The following is a 15,504-nucleotide window of genomic DNA, read 5'->3' as shown; positions in this document are numbered from 1 at the left end:
GCTCTAAGCTGATCTGCCACCCAAAAAGTCGAACCGCGCTCAACCGCCTGGGTTCCTGCCTCTTCGCCCAATGACGAAAATGGTTTGCTATGGCCAAGACCGAGGCAGCTAGCCGCCTTCGGAGAAAGGCGCCTGCCGCATCCGCATGGCATCAACGATGGCCTTGAACGACTGCATCGCGGGCATCTCTTCCAGGGACACCTCGAGCTTCAAACGCCAGTTCGGATATTCGTCCTGCGTCCCCGGAACATTGGTCGAGCGGGCTTCGCCCACCATGTCGGCCAGCCGTACAGCGATCAGCAGACTGTCCGTGCGAGAAAGCAGCCGATGCAATGCCACGACGAGGTTCAGGGGCGGGATATCCTCATCCACCAACGCTCGCCCGATTTCTGGCAGCGCCCCGGCAGACACGGCTGCCTCCAGCAACTCCGTCTTGCGTTGCCGACGCTCCGCGCGCACCCGCCGTTCGGTTTCCTCATCGAGAAAACCCTGCTCCTTCGCGAAATCGATGTCGTCGGCCCTCCACCAGCCGAGCAGAGGCGGCAGGTCGTGCGTAGATAGACAGGCGAGCGATAGCGAAGGGCCTTTGTCACCGGACGCGGTATCCGGTTCGGCATCACCGAAATAAAGCACGTTGTAACCCAGCAGCGCAGCTTTCCGCAGTGCATCCCGGAAGCCGGGCGGTACATTGCCGAGGTCCTCGCCCACGATGATGGTCTTGCGCTCCTGCGACACCGAGGCCAGGTCTGCAACGAGCTCGGGAAAGGGATACCGAAGGTAGCCGCCTTCGGCTGCTGTCTCGCCTTCCGGGATGAGGAAGAATTGCCAGAGACCGAGCGCGTGATCGAGCCTGAGCGCTCCCGCATAACGCGCGGTCCGGTCGACGAGATCGCGGTAGTTTGTGCGAGAGCGGTCAATCAACGGGAGAGGCGACAGAGGCACAAGTCCCCAATCTTGCCCCTGGACGCTGAAGGCATCCGGTGGCGCACCGAGATGAAGGCCCGGCAAAGCGAGCTCGGGCTCAGCCCAGACAGAGGAACCGTCGGGCACGTCCCCGACGGCAAAGTCGAGATAGAGGCCGACTTGCATCCCGGCGCCACGTGCATGATTCACCACCTCCTCAAGCTGCAAGGCAGTCAACCACTGCAGCCAGATATGGAAGAGGACCTCGTCCTGATGGGCGTCGGCGAACTGGTGAACGGCGATGTTTTCCCGTCGACGAAAATCCTGCGGCCACTCACTTGGCCCACGTCCGTAGCCTTGTTCCGTCATCTCCGCCGAAAGGGCCTCAAACAGGGCGTGTCCGAAAAGCGCATCCCCGCCTTCCAGGACGAAGGCATCGAATACGGACTTTGACAAGCGCGCGTCTGGCAAGCCCCTGCTCTGCCATGTCCGCCACAGCACGCTGAGAGCGCTGAGCTTTAGAGCGGCCACCTGGTTGTAATCGACAATGTGCGACCGCCGGGCAGAGGCGATCGCCTCAACGTCCGCCATTGATTTCTCGAATCCTGCAATCCTGTCGACCGCCAGATAGAGTGGATTGAGGAAGCGCCGATTGGAGGGCGAGTAAGGGCTGCAATGGGTTGGCTGAGCCAGGAACAGCGCGTGCAGAGGATTGAGGCCGATGAAATCCGCTCCGGCGTCTGCGGCGATCGAGCAAAGGTTCTTCAGGTCCTCGAAGTCACCGATACCCCAGTTGCGGGCTGATCGCAGCTCGTAGAGCTGGGTGGAAATCCCCCAGAAACCCTCAGAAGAGGGCGTGCTCGGAACATAGCACCGGGACAGGTCACCGGGATCGAGGACAGGCCTCGGCCAATCCGCCGGGATCTTTCCCTCAGGCGAACCTTTGGCCAAAGCCTGTGTGATCTCTCTTCTGGTGGCCCGCGCCACTTTCTGCTCCAGACCTTGAAGATCCTCGTAACTGTCGGGGAGGACACCGTTCGTCAGGAGCTTATCAGCCAGGATATCGAGCTTCTCCTCTGAACCGTCCATTACCGCCGCCCTTCTTCAATTTGCTGATGAAGCTGCGAACTGCCCGGATTGCCCCTGGTTCCGAACCGTCTGCTAGCGGACAGACGGCCGTGTCATACCGGTAACCGGGCGGATCAGGAGCGCCGGACGCGGCGAGCGCTATCCCTTACTCCCGGGTTAGCCGGAACATGACGGTGGACAGCGCCGGGAGATCGGCCTGGATCGAAAACGGGTGGCCGTGGGCTGCGATAGGCTCTGCAGTGGCGTCTCCGACATAGCTGTTGGCACCGCCATAGACGCCGGCATCGCTGTTGAGGATCACCTGCCACGACCCGCCGCCGGAAACGCCGATCCGATATCCGGTCCGCGGCACGGGCGTGAAGTTGGAGACGACCAGCACCGCCCCCTGCCGCTCGCGGTCGTAGCGCAACATGGCGAGGACGGAGTTTTCCGCATCGTCCACGACAGCCCATTCGAAGCCATCCGGGTGGATATCACCATAGTGAAGGGCTGCATGCTGAACATAGAGGCGATTGAGGTCGCGCACCAATCGCTGCAAGCCGCCATGCATGGGATCATCGATGAGGTCCCAATGCACCGACGCGTCATGGTTCCATTCGCTGCTCTGGCCGATCTCGCCGCCCATGAACAGGAGCTTCTTGCCCGGATGCCCCCACATGAAGCCGAAATAGGCGCGCAGGTTCGCAAATTTTTGCCAGACGTCGCCGGGCATCTTCAGGAGTAGCGAGCCCTTCCCGTGCACCACCTCGTCATGGGAGAGCGGCAGCATGAACCGCTCGGTATAGGCATAGACCATGCCGAAGGTGATAGAGCCGTGATGATACCGGCGATAGACCGGGTCCTCCTCCACATAGTGAAGGCTGTCATGCATCCAGCCCATGTTCCATTTGAGATCGAATCCGAGACCGCCTTCTTCCGGCGGCCTGGTCACGTCCGGAAACGCCGTCGATTCCTCAGCGACTGTGAAGGCGTGAGGGCAGCGTGTGTGGATAATGCTGTTCAGATGCTTGAAAAACTCGATGGATTCGAGATTTTCCCGGCCGCCAAATTTGTTGGGAATCCACTCGTCGGCGGCGCGGCTGTAGTCGCGGTAGAGCATGGATGCAACCGCATCCACCCGGAGGCCGTCCACGTGGTAGCGCTCCAGCCACTCCAGGGCACTGGCGATGAGGAAGCCTTTCACCTCGTTGCGGCCCAGATTGTAGATCAGCGTGTTCCAGTCTTTGTGAAAGCCCTCCCGCGGATCCTCGTGTTCGTAGAGCGCCGTACCGTCGAAGCGGGCCATGCCCCAGATGTCCGTCGGGAAATGAGCGGGTACCCAGTCGAGGATAACGCCAATGCCGTGGGCGTGGCAGCGGTCGATGAAATAGGCGAAGTCCTCTGGCGTGCCATATCGCCCCGTCGGCGCGAACAGGCCGAGCGGCTGGTAGCCCCATGACCCGCCAAAAGGATGCTCCATAATTGGCAGGAGCTCGATATGGGTGAAGCCCATATCCCGCACATAGGGGATCATGCGCTGAGAGAGTTCGATCCAGTCCAGCGACCGATTGCCGTCGGCGAGGTCTCTTACCCAAGAGCCGACATGCACCTCATAGACGGACATGGGACCGTCGATCTTCGTGCGCTCGCGCTGGCTACGCATCCAATCCGCATCATGCCAATCGAACGGAGCCGACGAAGCAACGATGGACGCGGTGGATGGCGCAGCCTCGGCGGAGCGCCCGACCGGATCGGCCTTTTGCGGCAGCACGGTCCCGTGCTGATCTATGATCTCGTATTTGTATCGCTCCCCGGCTGTCAGCCGTGGAACAAAGATTTCCCAGATGCCGACCGGCTGTCGAAGGCGCATCGGGTGACGGCGACCGTCCCAGGCGTTGAAGTCGCCGACCACGGACACACGTCGGGCGTTCGGTGCCCATACGGCAAAGCGGACCCCCTCGACACCCTCCACGGTGACCGGGTTGGCTCCCAAGGCCTGAGTGAGGTTGTAGTGGGTGCCCTGACCGATGAGATGCAGGTCGAGATCGCCGAGCTGGACACCGAAGCTGTAGGGGTCTTCGGTCACCTGAACGGCGTCGGGCCATTGTATCTGCAACAGGTAGGCGGCGCCCTCTGTCAACGTCGCCGCGAAGAGCCCTGCCGGATGCAGGAGACTGGCGACCGCCAGCTGGGCACCATTGCTGCGGTCGAGGATCGTCAGCCCGACCGCACCCGGCAGGAATGCTCGAACCACCACCTCCCCATCGGCTCCGGCATGCGGTCCGAGAATGGAGAAGGGATCGCCATGCCGGCCTTCGACGAGAGCCGAGATGGCTTCCGGCGCAATGCCGCCCGAAAGGAGAAGCGCGTCCATGATCACTGACCCTCGTCGAGCAGTTGTTCGATGATGGCCGTCATCCCTGCAAGCGGGATCGGCAGCCATTTCGGCCTGTTGCGCGCTTCATAGGCGATCTCGTAAGCCGCCTTTTCCAAGAGAAAGATGCCGAGCAGGTTGCGGATATCGGCCTCGTCAGAGGCCAGATCCGCACAGGCCTTCGTTGCCTGCCGGTATTCTTCGAGGAAAACCGTCTCCGCCCGCCTTGCGAACTCGCGGATGACCGCCAGCCGGCGCCCGCCATTATGTTCGGTCACCGCGTCGGCATCCAGCTCGGCCGTGGCCGTCAGATAGTTGAGCGAGCGCAGCAGACCGGCGACATCGCGCATGGGGCTGGTCTTCGCCCGGCGCTCAGCAAGGTTCCGGGCCGGCTCGCCCTCAAAGTCGATCAGCACCGCATCACCTTCCGAAACCAGGACCTGGCCGAGATGGAAGTCGCCATGCGCTCGCGTCAGGAGCGTACCGTCGGCCTTGGCGGTCAGCCGCTCTGCAAACCGCATGATCTCCTCGCGGCGGGCGAGCAGGGGCCGGGCGGCGGCGAGGATGTCGGCATCCACGTCGTCGCCAAGTTCCTCCAGTTTGCTGAAGGCATAGTTGACCTCCCCGGTGACGGCACGGCGAAGCACCTCCACATCGTCGGCTCCGGCGCGCGAGGGCCGGAAGGCTTCGTCCTCCGTCGGCGCGGCCAGCACCACATGCATTTCGCCGAGCCGTGTCCCGACCATAGCGACGAAGTTGAGAAGCGGCCGCAGCTGTTCTGAAGCTTCTTCGATCGGGGCCTCCGTCAGGGCAATCTCGTCCGCAACGCGCCGCAGGTTGGCGAGCATCCAATTCCATGCGTCTCCCTGATTGGGAATTGCACCTTGTACAATTATTAGAGTGGACCGCCGCTCCGACGTGTCCGTCCTGACCACCTCCCCTAGAAGCGGGGCGGTGTGCTCATAGCCAGCATTGGTCAGATAGCGGGTCATCTCCGCTTCCGGGTGAATCCCGACGAACACATGGCGAATGAGCTTGATCATCGCCAGATCCCCAACGATCAGGGAGCTGTTGGACTGTTCCGCCGAAAGCCAGCGGACCGCCATCTCGTCGTCCAGCGCCAGGCAATCCAGCGCGTCGGTCCCCAGGAATTCGATCTTGCCATTGCGGTCCGTGGTGACCGAGCGGTCGCAGAGCCCCTGCAGGATGCCGCGTGCAAGCGATTCCATGGCGAAACCATCAGTCAGAAAGCCAACCCGCTTGCCCTGCCGCAAACGCGCCAGTGCGAGCTGCTGGGCCAGTACGTTCGGCGGCCCTCCCTCCCAATCGACCGCGAGCGGAAGCTGGTAGGTCTCTGCATGATCCGGCAGTACCGCCTCGATTTCGCAAAGCACCACGCCCTCGGCAAAGGGCAACGGCGTTGCCGAGACAAAACGGGCAGATTGCAGTGGCTGGTCCTTGGCGCCGAACCAGCGGCGCTTGGAGAGATAGGCCGGCAGCAGTTCGGTATTCAGCACCTGCTGATGCTGGGGCTCTTCCACCAGTTCGGTCAAGGAGCGGCGCACGACCATTGTGACCAGGTCGGTCAACTGCTCCGGTGGTGCCGTGCGCCAGGACGGGCCATCTGCGTCGGCACTGAGCTGAAACCAGTAGAAGCCATAGGCCGGCAGGGTCAGCAGGTAAGTGAGCTGGCCAATCGGCGGGAAAGGCGACATGCCCGTCAACTCCACCGGCACCCGTCCCTCAAAGGCCGAAAGATCGAGTTCGACCGCCTGCGGCACACGCGAGAGGTTCATCACGCAAAGCAGGACATCGTCCCCGTCTTCTCGGAGATAGGCGAGGATGCGCCGGTTGCTGGGTGCCAGGAGTCTCAGCGTGCCGCGACCAAAGGCACGGTAACTCCCGCGCAGGGCCAGCATGCGCCGCGTCCAGTTGAGGAGCGAATGGGCGTCTGCGAGTTGAGCCTCGGCATTCACCGCCTCAAATCCGTAGATCGGATCGGAGATCGGAGGGAGGACGAGGCGTGCAGGGTCAGCCTTGGAGAAGCCGCCATTGCGGTCCGGCGACCATTGCATCGGCGTGCGCACACCGTCGCGGTCGCCCAGGTAGATGTTGTCGCCCATGCCGATCTCGTCTCCGTAATAGAGAACGGGTGTACCGGGCATGGAGAGGAGCAACGCGTTCATCAGCTCGATGCGGCGTCGATCCCGCTCCATCAGGGGCGCAAGGCGGCGGCGGATGCCGAGATTGATCCGCGCGCGCTTGTCTGCCGCATAGGTGCTCCAGAGGTAATCACGCTCCTCGTCGGTCACCATTTCCAGCGTCAGCTCGTCGTGGTTGCGCAGAAAGATCGCCCACTGGCAGTTATCCGGAATGGCAGGCGTCTGGCGCAGGATGTCAGTGATCGGGAACCGGTCTTCCTTGGCAATCGCCATATACATGCGTGGCATCAGCGGAAAATGAAACGCCATATGGCATTCATCGCCATCGCCGAAATACTCCCGCGTATCCTCCGGCCACTGATTGGCCTCGGCGAGCAGCATGACACCCGGATGCGTTTCATCGAGCGCCGCGCGTATCCGCTTCAGAATGACATGCGTCTCCGGCAGGTTTTCGTTATTCGTGCCCTCGCGCTCGACGAGATAGGGGATCGCATCGAGGCGGAACCCGTCGATGCCCGTCTCGAGCCACAGGCGCATCACCCGCAGCAGTTCTTCCATGACGAGCGGGTTGTCGAAATTGAGATCCGGCTGGTGTGAATAGAAGCGATGCCAGTAATAGGCACCCGCCACCGGATCATAGCTCCAGTTGGACTTTTCGGTGTCCAGAAAGATGATACGTGTTTCCGGGAACTTCTGGTCCGTGTCCGACCACACATAGAAATCCCGCTCCGGGCTTCCGGGCGGCGCGTGGCGCGCCCTCTGAAACCACGGATGCTCGTCGGAGGTATGATTGATGACGAGTTCAATGATAACTTTCAGATTGCGGTCATGTGCCGCCTGGACGAACTTGCGGAAGTCTTCCATCGTCCCGTAGTCCGGGCTGACATTGTTGTAGTCGGCAATGTCATAGCCGTCGTCACGCCGCGGGGAGGGAAAGAACGGCAGGAGCCAGATCGCGGTAACCCCGAGCGCCGAGATGTGATCGAGCTTCTGGTAAAGCCCTTCGAAGTCGCCAATCCCGTCGCCATTCGCATCGAAAAACGACTTGATGTGCAGCTGGTAGATGATGGCGTCCTTGTACCACAGGGCATCGGATGCCTGGCTCGCAGCATCATGGGTGAAATTCGCCGTATCCATATCTCATACCTCCCGGGCGCGGACGCGCCAGATTGCGAAAGGCAAGTGCTGAGGATTGAGCCTGATCCTCTGCCACTTACCGTTGAAGCTGAACCTGTTGCCGCCGATCAGGTCCTCGAGTGCCATCGTACCGCCGTCGTCCATGCCGAAGTGCCAGAGAGGGATCTCGATGTCGCTCTCCTGGACGTTGTGCGGGTCGAGGCTGACGGCGACGAGCACCACGTTGTGGCGACCGGCACTCGCTTTCTCGAAAAACAGGATATTCTCGTTGGAGGCGTTCAGCAGTGTCAGGCCCAGATGCGATTGCAGCGCCGGGTTCTGTTTACGGATGCGGTTGAGCATCGCGATCTCTGCCTTGATGTTGCCGGGCCGGTCGTAATCCCAGGCGCGGATCTCGTATTTTTCGCTATCCGCATATTCCTTCCGCTTCGCGTCGGGCCGGCCCTCGCAGAGCTCGAACCCGTTATAGACGCCCCAGAGGCCCGACAGGGTTGCGGCAAGGGCGGCGCGGATCAGGTAGGCCGGCCTCGGCGCGTTCTGCAGGAAATCCGGATTGATGTCGTGGGTGTTGACGAAGAAATGGGGACGGAAGAACTCCCGCGGCTCGGCCTTGGTCAACTCCAGCATATACTGCTCCAGCTCCCACTTGCTGTTGCGCCAGGTGAAGTAGGTGTAGGACTGTGAGAAGCCGACCTTGGCAAGGCGGTACATGACCTTGGGACGGGTGAAGGCTTCGGACAGGAAAACCGCTTCCGGATGGCGAGCCCTCACATCGCGGATCAGCCACTCCCAAAACGGGAGAGGCTTGGTGTGCGGATTGTCGACACGAAACAGCGTCACCCCCTGCTCTATCCAAAGCTCCACGATATCCCGAAGCTCTATCCAAAGCGCAGGCACGGCATCCCGCGCATAGAAGTCGACATTGACGATATCCTCGTATTTCTTCGGCGGATTCTCCGCGTAGCGGATCGTTCCGTCGGCGCGCCAGTCGAACCAGCCGGGATGCTCCTTAAGCCAAGGGTGATCGGGCGAGGCCTGAATGGCGAGGTCGAGTGCGATCTCGAGGCCCTCTCGGGCAGCCGCCTGCACAAGACGGCGAAAATCTTCGAACGTGCCGAGCTGCGGGTGGATGGCGTCATGCCCGCCATCTTCAGAGCCGATTGCATAGGGGCTGCCGGGATCGTCGGGGCCAGCAAGGAGCGTGTTGTTGCGTCCCTTCCGGTTCGTCCGCCCGATGGGATGGATCGGCGGGAAGTAGAGCACGTCGAAGCCCATTTCACGGATCGCCGGCAATCGTGCGATGACATCGTCGAAGGTGCCATGCCTGTCGGGATCACCACTCTGGGACCTGGGAAAGATCTGATACCAGCTGGCAAAGGCAGCATGGCGCCGCTCGGCATCGACGGGATGCGGGGCAGAGCGGGCGCTGAACGGCCGCCGGTCGGCGAGATCCATGAGCCGGGAGGCCTCAGAAGAGAGCAGCAGATCAACCTTCTGCCTGTCCTCGGAGGCCCGCAGTTTCTCCAGCAGAGCCCTAAGTTCCGTGAGCGCAGAGGGATCCATGCCCTTTGCGGGAGCGCTGGCGGCCCGCTCGACAAGCGCTTCGCCCTCCAGCAGTTCGAGCCGCAGGTCCAGCCGGGCGTCGTGCTTCTTCACGAGTTCATATCGATAGATGGCGAAAGGGTTCTTCCAGGCTTCCACGAAAAACTCGTAGCGGCCATTCCTGTCGAGAGGGAAACTCGCGCGCCAGCGGTCGTTCTCGACTAAGGCCATCCGCCCTTCACGCCAAACTTCTTCATCCTCGGCGCGGAAGAAGAGCGCTGCAGCGAGAACATCGTGTCCATCCGCGAAAATATCTGCCTCGACCGTAACTATATCGCCGACAATCCGCTTGACGGGAAAGCGTCCGCCATCGACCTGCGGCGCGATCTTCTCGATCGCGATGCGGGCCGATGCCGCAGCGTCCGCAGCCGTCGTTTCCGCGCCGGCGGCGTTAATGGAACTAGCCCGAACCGTCGCCAGCAGCCTTACCTCGCCCGGCGCAAGTCTGGCTCCGGCCTTGTCCTCCGAGGGCAGGAAAGGCGAGACGAGCTCGCGCAAGGCATGCCGCGGCAGCGTCGTTGGCCGTCGGAGGTCCCGGTTAATGACGATCAGCTCCATCGTGCGTGCGAGGCGCGAGTCCAAGGCATCACTCTTTATAATGACGGTCGTCGGACCATTGGCATCAATGCTGATGACCGGGGCTGAACGACCAGCCTCGGCTTGCGCAAGAGCAGCATTCACAGAACGAATCTCGCCAGAGAGATCGAACGAGCCACCGTCTCGCAAGGCGCGCAGGCCGCCGCCATTCCCACAGGTCGGATCGAGCGGCAGGCTGGCGCCGAACTCAAAGCCCATGGGGATGAGCAGTCCGCCCCCAAGAGATGCGGCAACCTGTAAGGCGCGCAATGAACGTCGCTCTCTGATTTCCCTGCTGTCCATGCCATGAGCAAGCCGTTTGGCGAAGGGTGCTTCCGGGAAATGGATCTGCAGACCGAAAGCCTGCTGCAACCGGACTTCCTCCTGGAACCAGTCCTCTTTCAAGTCCCACCAGGCAAAGGACGAAAAGCAACCAGCAAACCCACGCCCCGACAGGTCCCGTCGTAGCGCAAAATCGGTCCCGGGCGTGAAGGCGTAGTAGTCCGGCTTTTGCCCATCCTTCCGCAGACCTGAATCGGAAATGACGGCATCCCATACCTCAGCCGTAACCGAGTCGAGCCGAACGCAGCGGAATCCATCGGCTCCAGCTGCGATAAAACGATCGATGCGACTGCGCCACTCATCCACACACCGCGCGACCATCTCATCATCGAATTTGGGCCACGACCCGCCCAAGTCGATGGGTCTTATACGCGGGTCAGGCGCGTACGGCGGTTCCTGTGGTGCTGCAGGCTGCAAGACCAGGTCGAGCATGAAATTGAGCCCCCGGCTCCTCGCCTCAGAAGCGAGAAGGGCAATGGCGTCATCTATCGAGGGACCGAGGTCCAGTGCGGGATCTGGCTGCTCAAAGTCAATCGCAGCGAATACGCTGCCCCCATGTCCGCGCTTGAAAAGCGGGGCTGATAATACATCAGTAAACCCGAGCCCGGCCGCATGGTCGAAGGCGTCGATCCAAGCTGCAAGGCCACCAAGTTGCAAAGGGTGGATATAATAGATTCGGGGATTTCCCCGGGCAGGGGTCCTCAAGTGGCTCATACGGTCTCCCTGCTCGTCAGTATCGTTCGACGGAACTCGCGAGTCTCTGAGTAAGACAGCGCCCTCAGCTCAGAGTGGCAAACAAATGCCCTCCGATGTGGTTCCTTCCTATTCCGCGAGCATGAGCGCCTACTCTACCAACCCCCCGCCCCGCCCCGCCCGTTCGCGCCGGCCCCCAATGAACTAACCGGGCCGTCTCTTGCGCGCGTGCAGTTACGACAGGAGGGAAACAAATGGTGCTTGAAAAGGTTTGGGTCTCACCGTGCGACGGAATGTGTTGAGGATGCCGACCGCGGGACGCAGGACTTTGGCGCGCTTCCAGCGCCGGGAGAAAAAAATGATCCGAGAGAGGTTCGAGAAGCTGCTGGCCAGGGTACGAAAGCCACCACCTGTTAGGCCAAGGCTGACAAATCACACTCAGCTGGCTGTGCCATACCGTGTTGACTTGCCGTTACGTGAGCAGCCCCATGTGAGCGTAGCTGTGCCTGCCAACATCAGTGGCGCGCGTATGGGTACGGGAAAGCGCTGACAGCTTGACGACTACTCAGAGGTAGCCGGTTCGTAGGTGCCGCCGGCGTGGCCCCGCACGGAGAACCATATCACACCTGCTCGGGAACCACTCCAGATGAGGACGGTCTAAGTCGGGTCCCAATTACGGTGACCGAACGGGCAATCGATGAATTCTAGCGACGACGTCTGGCTTTGTTTCTCGGGCGGCAATGCCATTGGCGCGTATCATGAAGGTGTTCATGAAGCACTCTCCGAGGCCGGGACAAAGCCCAATGCCGTTTCTGGTGCGTTCATTGGCGCGATTATAGCTGCTTTGATTACCGGTAATGAGCCTGTAGATCGAATTAGCAATGCCGACCCAGCCGGTCACTTATAGTGCTCGTGTCTCGCTCCGAAGTTTAATGCTCTCACACTATCTAATGGGGCGAGCTGAGCGAGTAAGCTCTCGGTGGTTTTTCGCCGGTGAGCTTCCGGACCAAGATTAACGAGAGCGGATGCCAACCTTCACTGTCCATGGTGCTAGGTGGCCCTCAATTGACGATCCGAGTATAAAAAGCTTCTCGCCCGCAACGGTCGACGAAAATTGCGCGGGCTGCTCCGAGAGGTTGGCAACCAGATAAAGGCATTTACTTTCGGTCAGGCACCATTCCACTTTCGTGACACGCCCCTCGGACTGGAAGGCGCCCACGCCTCCGGATGCGCCGGTCAGAAGCGGCACGATCCGCTGATGGCGTAGAGCGAGCAACGACTTGTAGAAGAACAACATTTCCTCTGCCTCCTGCGAAGATAGCGCCGACCAGTCCAGCTTCGACATCGCGAAGGTCGAAGCTGCGGTAGGATCAAGCAGATCGTTGGCGTGGAAGCCAGGTAGACGAGACAACTCCTCTCGCCGCCCTTCCCTCACCATTTTATTTAACTCGTCACCAAAGTCGCAGAAATACGGGAAGGGTTCACGGGCCCCCCACTCCTCTCCCATGAACAGCATCGGGATCTGCGGCGAAAGGAGATAAATCGCCGTGATCGCCTTTAGCGGCTCCAATGGCCGGTAGGTGATCATGCGCTCGCCATGAGCCCGATTGCCGATCTGGTCGTGGTTCTGAATGAACGAAACGAAGGCTGTCGGCGGCAAATCAAGCGAAGGCTTTCCACGGTGCCCCCCGCTATAGGTCATCTCTTGCCCCTGGAAAACGAAGCCCTCCGAAAGCGCTCGCCCCACCTTCCCGGGATCGTCAGCGTAGTCCTTGTAATAGCCAAAATCTTCGTCAGTTGCTGCCACGTGGAGGACGTGATGGACATCATCATTCCACTGAGCCGTGAAGCGAAGAGGCCGCCCCTCTTCGCCCCGCCTCAACAAATCGCTGTCGTTGTCTTCGTTCTCGACAATCAAATGTACATGTCGGCTGCCAACCGCATCTCGAACACGTCGCGCGAGCTCATCCAGAAGGTGTTCGGGACTGTCATCCTTAATGGCGTGCACCGCGTCGAGCCGCAGCCCATCCAACTTAAATTCACTAATCCAGTAGATCGCGTTCTGGATGATGAACTCGCGGATTACATCGGATTTTGCGCCGTCATAGTTGATCCCGTCTCCCCAAGGTGTCTTGTGCTCATCGGTAAACAGCGGCGCGAAAAGCGGAATATAGTTCCCATCAGGACCAAAATGATTGTAGACAACATCAAGGAAGACGTTGATGCCCCGCTTATGAGCGGCATCAACCAGCGCCATCAAATCCTCTGGGCGACCATAAGTGCTATCGGGAGCATAGGGCAGAACGCCATCATAGCCCCAGTTGTACCGGCCCGGAAAATCGCTGATCGGCATCAACTGGATCGCCGTCACACCAAGATCGGCTAGATGGCCTAATCTTTCGGCTGCGGCTTTGAATGTGCCTTCAGCTGTGAAGGCACCAACGTGCAGCTCGTATAGCACCGTCTCCTCCCAAGGACGCCCCTCCCATGCTCGCTCGCTCCAGGCGTACTTGGTGAGATCGACAACTTCACTATAGCCATGAACATCATCAGGTTGGTAGCGAGACCCGGGATCGGGAACCTCTTGTCCATTTCCAATCAAGAACTTGTATCTGTCACCAGCTTTTGCACTTGGAATTTTCAAGTAATGCCATCCAGCAGGATCGCGCTCCATCTGCCTTGGCGTATGATCCTGCAACTTCAGAAGCACCTCGTCTTTTAAAGGCGCCCAGATACGAAACATAACACCATCCTGCGAGAGGACGGGTCCAAAGTAATATTCACTCACAACTTCACCTCACTGTAAAAAAGAGCCGCAATTACCGAGGTAGATTCTTCCACCGTCGGTCCAAATCGGAAAATCTGCGGTTTAGATCCTGTTTGCTACGTCCCCAGAAGTCGCCATGTTCCGTGCCGCCTACCTTGCGAGTCAGCGGCTGGACGGGTGTGCTGGAGGACGCCAACCTTCTATTTCAGCGCTCCCCCCCGCTTACGCAGAAGCAGCTTGCATTGATCATCGGTTTAGATCTTTGTGCTCTCGCCAGCTTGGCGCCGCGCGACGAAGTCTGCGCTCCCTCACACGGCTGTCTTCGGCCATATCGGAATTCTCCTTGTGGTTGTTGGCAGTCCAACCGCTTCCGGCAACCAGTGTTCCATCTGCATCGGCGAATTAGGAGGCCTTGTTTGTCGCTTGAGATTGCAGGCGGTACGGGTGGGTATATGAGCATAGCGAGCCCTCCTTGAGCGTCGTCCCGCCCCATCAGCAGATTCGCCGCCCCCGGCAAATTCATCCCTGAGCAGGGCGCCCGGCAGCCGCTTTGGGTAGCGCTGGACTGGTGAATGTGGGGGAAACCGCTTTCACGGTGACCACGAGAAAGAGCAGGACGATCGCCCAGATCCGCAGCCCGACAGTCTTTTAGCTGAGACAAGCTGGAATCAGAGGCAGCCGCGCGCCTACCAATCACGGCTGTATTGCAGCGGTCGTGAATCCGAAATGCGAAAGCGGCATTCCGCGTGGAAACTCTTAGTGCCTTGGCGGGAGAACTGCGCTTATTCATGGCGATGTCGCGTACGCGACTTCAGACCTTGTCTGGAACACCATGACGCCGCTCAGGTTGGGCCCGAATCAAGAAGACGCGACGTCTGTTCAGGGTGGCGGGTTTCGTCTTGCCTTCAACTATGAGCAGCTGACCATGAGCAAATAGATTCATGCGGTCTTGGCGTAGCTTTTTTTCACGATCCAGTCGGCGGCGCTACAGCACATTGCCGAGACGAGAAGGAAGAAGGCGGCAAAGCTGGAAAGGGACCGAATGAAGCGCAACGTTACAGTCTTCATGAATGCCTCGCAGAACATCAGAGACATCTTAAGGAGAGGATCATCAGGTTAATTTGGCCCCAAGCGCTCCACCTTGTGAGGTCGTGAGTTGACGCAAACGTAACTCCCGACGTGCAGGCAATGGCACCTGAAGCTCAACCGGGAGGTGATCCGGTTTGGGACAAGTTGCCAGACTAAGCGGCAACCGCCGCATTTTCCGGTATAACGTCAACGTCTAGCGGATCGACTATCAACGCACCGGCCCGCGCGATGACACCGATTAGACAGTCTCGAAATACTCGCCCCGCCTTCGCGGTTGATGAGGGTGGCACGAGAAACCATACACACCCGGCATCATCAGGCGCTGCGTCACCCATTTGGTACACGACAAGCTCTTCCGGCAGCGCCTCGAACAGCTTCAGATCGTCGCCTCTGAGGTAGCCCAGACAGCTCTCTCCCAGAAGATAGACGAGATCGACCCCGAGCGAGTTTTCGCATGGAGACCAGAGGCTGGCAAACAAAGCCCACCGCCTGCGGGGATCACGTATTTGGAAAAGTTGCTCAAGTGCATGCATGGAAGTTTTCGTTACATCGCGCACTAATATGAGGAAACGACTTTTTTGGTCATTCGTCCAAAAAAGGGCAGCCATCGTCAACGGCTATATGAACCTCAGCAGAGCGGTAGAGGTTTTACTAGCGATCCGTGTAAAGAGTTCTGGCTGGAGCTGCCGCTTCCCGAGAGCCGAGGGTCGGGCTGTCTGCACAAGACGCGCGGGCGCGCATCCAGCGCACCGTGGAGACAAACCGGACCTCGGAGCTTTTAACTTCTATCA

8 protein-coding genes are annotated in these 15,504 nt (G+C 59.9%); 1 reads left to right on the top strand and 7 read right to left on the bottom strand.

Features of this window, described 5'->3' with window-relative positions; translation table 11 throughout:
* Window positions 1–108 precede the first annotated feature (108 nt).
* The 4 genes from malQ to FJQ55_RS22635 all read right to left on the bottom strand — a co-directional run bounded on the left by malQ (window position 109) and on the right by FJQ55_RS22635 (window position 10,878).
* Window positions 109–1,992 (bottom strand): 4-alpha-glucanotransferase, encoded by a 1,884-nt coding sequence (gene malQ, locus FJQ55_RS22650; RefSeq protein WP_140832356.1) that lies wholly within the window; start codon window positions 1,990–1,992, stop codon window positions 109–111.
* Window positions 1,993–2,137: 145 nt separating this feature from the next.
* Complete coding sequence (gene glgB, locus FJQ55_RS22645) at window positions 2,138–4,345, bottom strand: 1,4-alpha-glucan branching protein GlgB (protein ID WP_140832353.1); 2,208 nt, start codon at window positions 4,343–4,345, stop codon at window positions 2,138–2,140.
* 2 nt (window positions 4,346–4,347) lie between these two features.
* Window positions 4,348–7,644 (bottom strand): maltose alpha-D-glucosyltransferase, encoded by a 3,297-nt coding sequence (treS, locus tag FJQ55_RS22640; protein ID WP_140832351.1) that lies wholly within the window; start codon window positions 7,642–7,644, stop codon window positions 4,348–4,350.
* A 3-nt stretch (window positions 7,645–7,647) separates the two neighbouring features.
* Window positions 7,648–10,878 (bottom strand): maltotransferase domain-containing protein, encoded by a 3,231-nt coding sequence (locus tag FJQ55_RS22635; RefSeq protein ID WP_140832349.1) that lies wholly within the window; start codon window positions 10,876–10,878, stop codon window positions 7,648–7,650.
* A gap of 676 nt (window positions 10,879–11,554) precedes the next feature.
* On the opposite strand from FJQ55_RS22635, the gene FJQ55_RS24045 reads away from it, so the two are divergent.
* Window positions 11,555–11,764 carry a patatin-like phospholipase family protein gene (locus FJQ55_RS24045; protein WP_140832347.1) on the top strand — a complete coding sequence of 70 codons (210 nt, stop codon included), beginning with the start codon at window positions 11,555–11,557 and terminating at the stop codon, window positions 11,762–11,764.
* A gap of 105 nt (window positions 11,765–11,869) precedes the next feature.
* On the opposite strand, the gene treZ is transcribed toward FJQ55_RS24045, so the two are convergent.
* The 3 genes from treZ to FJQ55_RS22620 form a co-directional block, all read right to left on the bottom strand.
* On the bottom strand, window positions 11,870–13,645 hold the full coding sequence (gene treZ / locus FJQ55_RS22625; protein ID WP_140832344.1) for a malto-oligosyltrehalose trehalohydrolase: 1,776 nt from the start codon (window positions 13,643–13,645) through the stop codon (window positions 11,870–11,872).
* A gap of 918 nt (window positions 13,646–14,563) precedes the next feature.
* Window positions 14,564–14,692 (bottom strand): hypothetical protein, encoded by a 129-nt coding sequence (locus tag FJQ55_RS23900; RefSeq protein ID WP_281285522.1) that lies wholly within the window; start codon window positions 14,690–14,692, stop codon window positions 14,564–14,566.
* 173 nt (window positions 14,693–14,865) lie between these two features.
* Window positions 14,866–15,246, bottom strand: a complete 381-nt coding sequence (locus tag FJQ55_RS22620; protein ID WP_140832342.1) for a hypothetical protein — start codon at window positions 15,244–15,246, stop codon at window positions 14,866–14,868.
* Between the last annotated feature and the right edge of the window lie 258 nt (window positions 15,247–15,504).

The sequence above is a fragment of the Rhizobium glycinendophyticum genome (genome assembly GCF_006443685.1).
Lineage (GTDB): Bacteria > Pseudomonadota > Alphaproteobacteria > Rhizobiales > Rhizobiaceae > Allorhizobium > Allorhizobium glycinendophyticum.
This window is presented reverse-complemented; position numbering and strand designations above follow the sequence as displayed.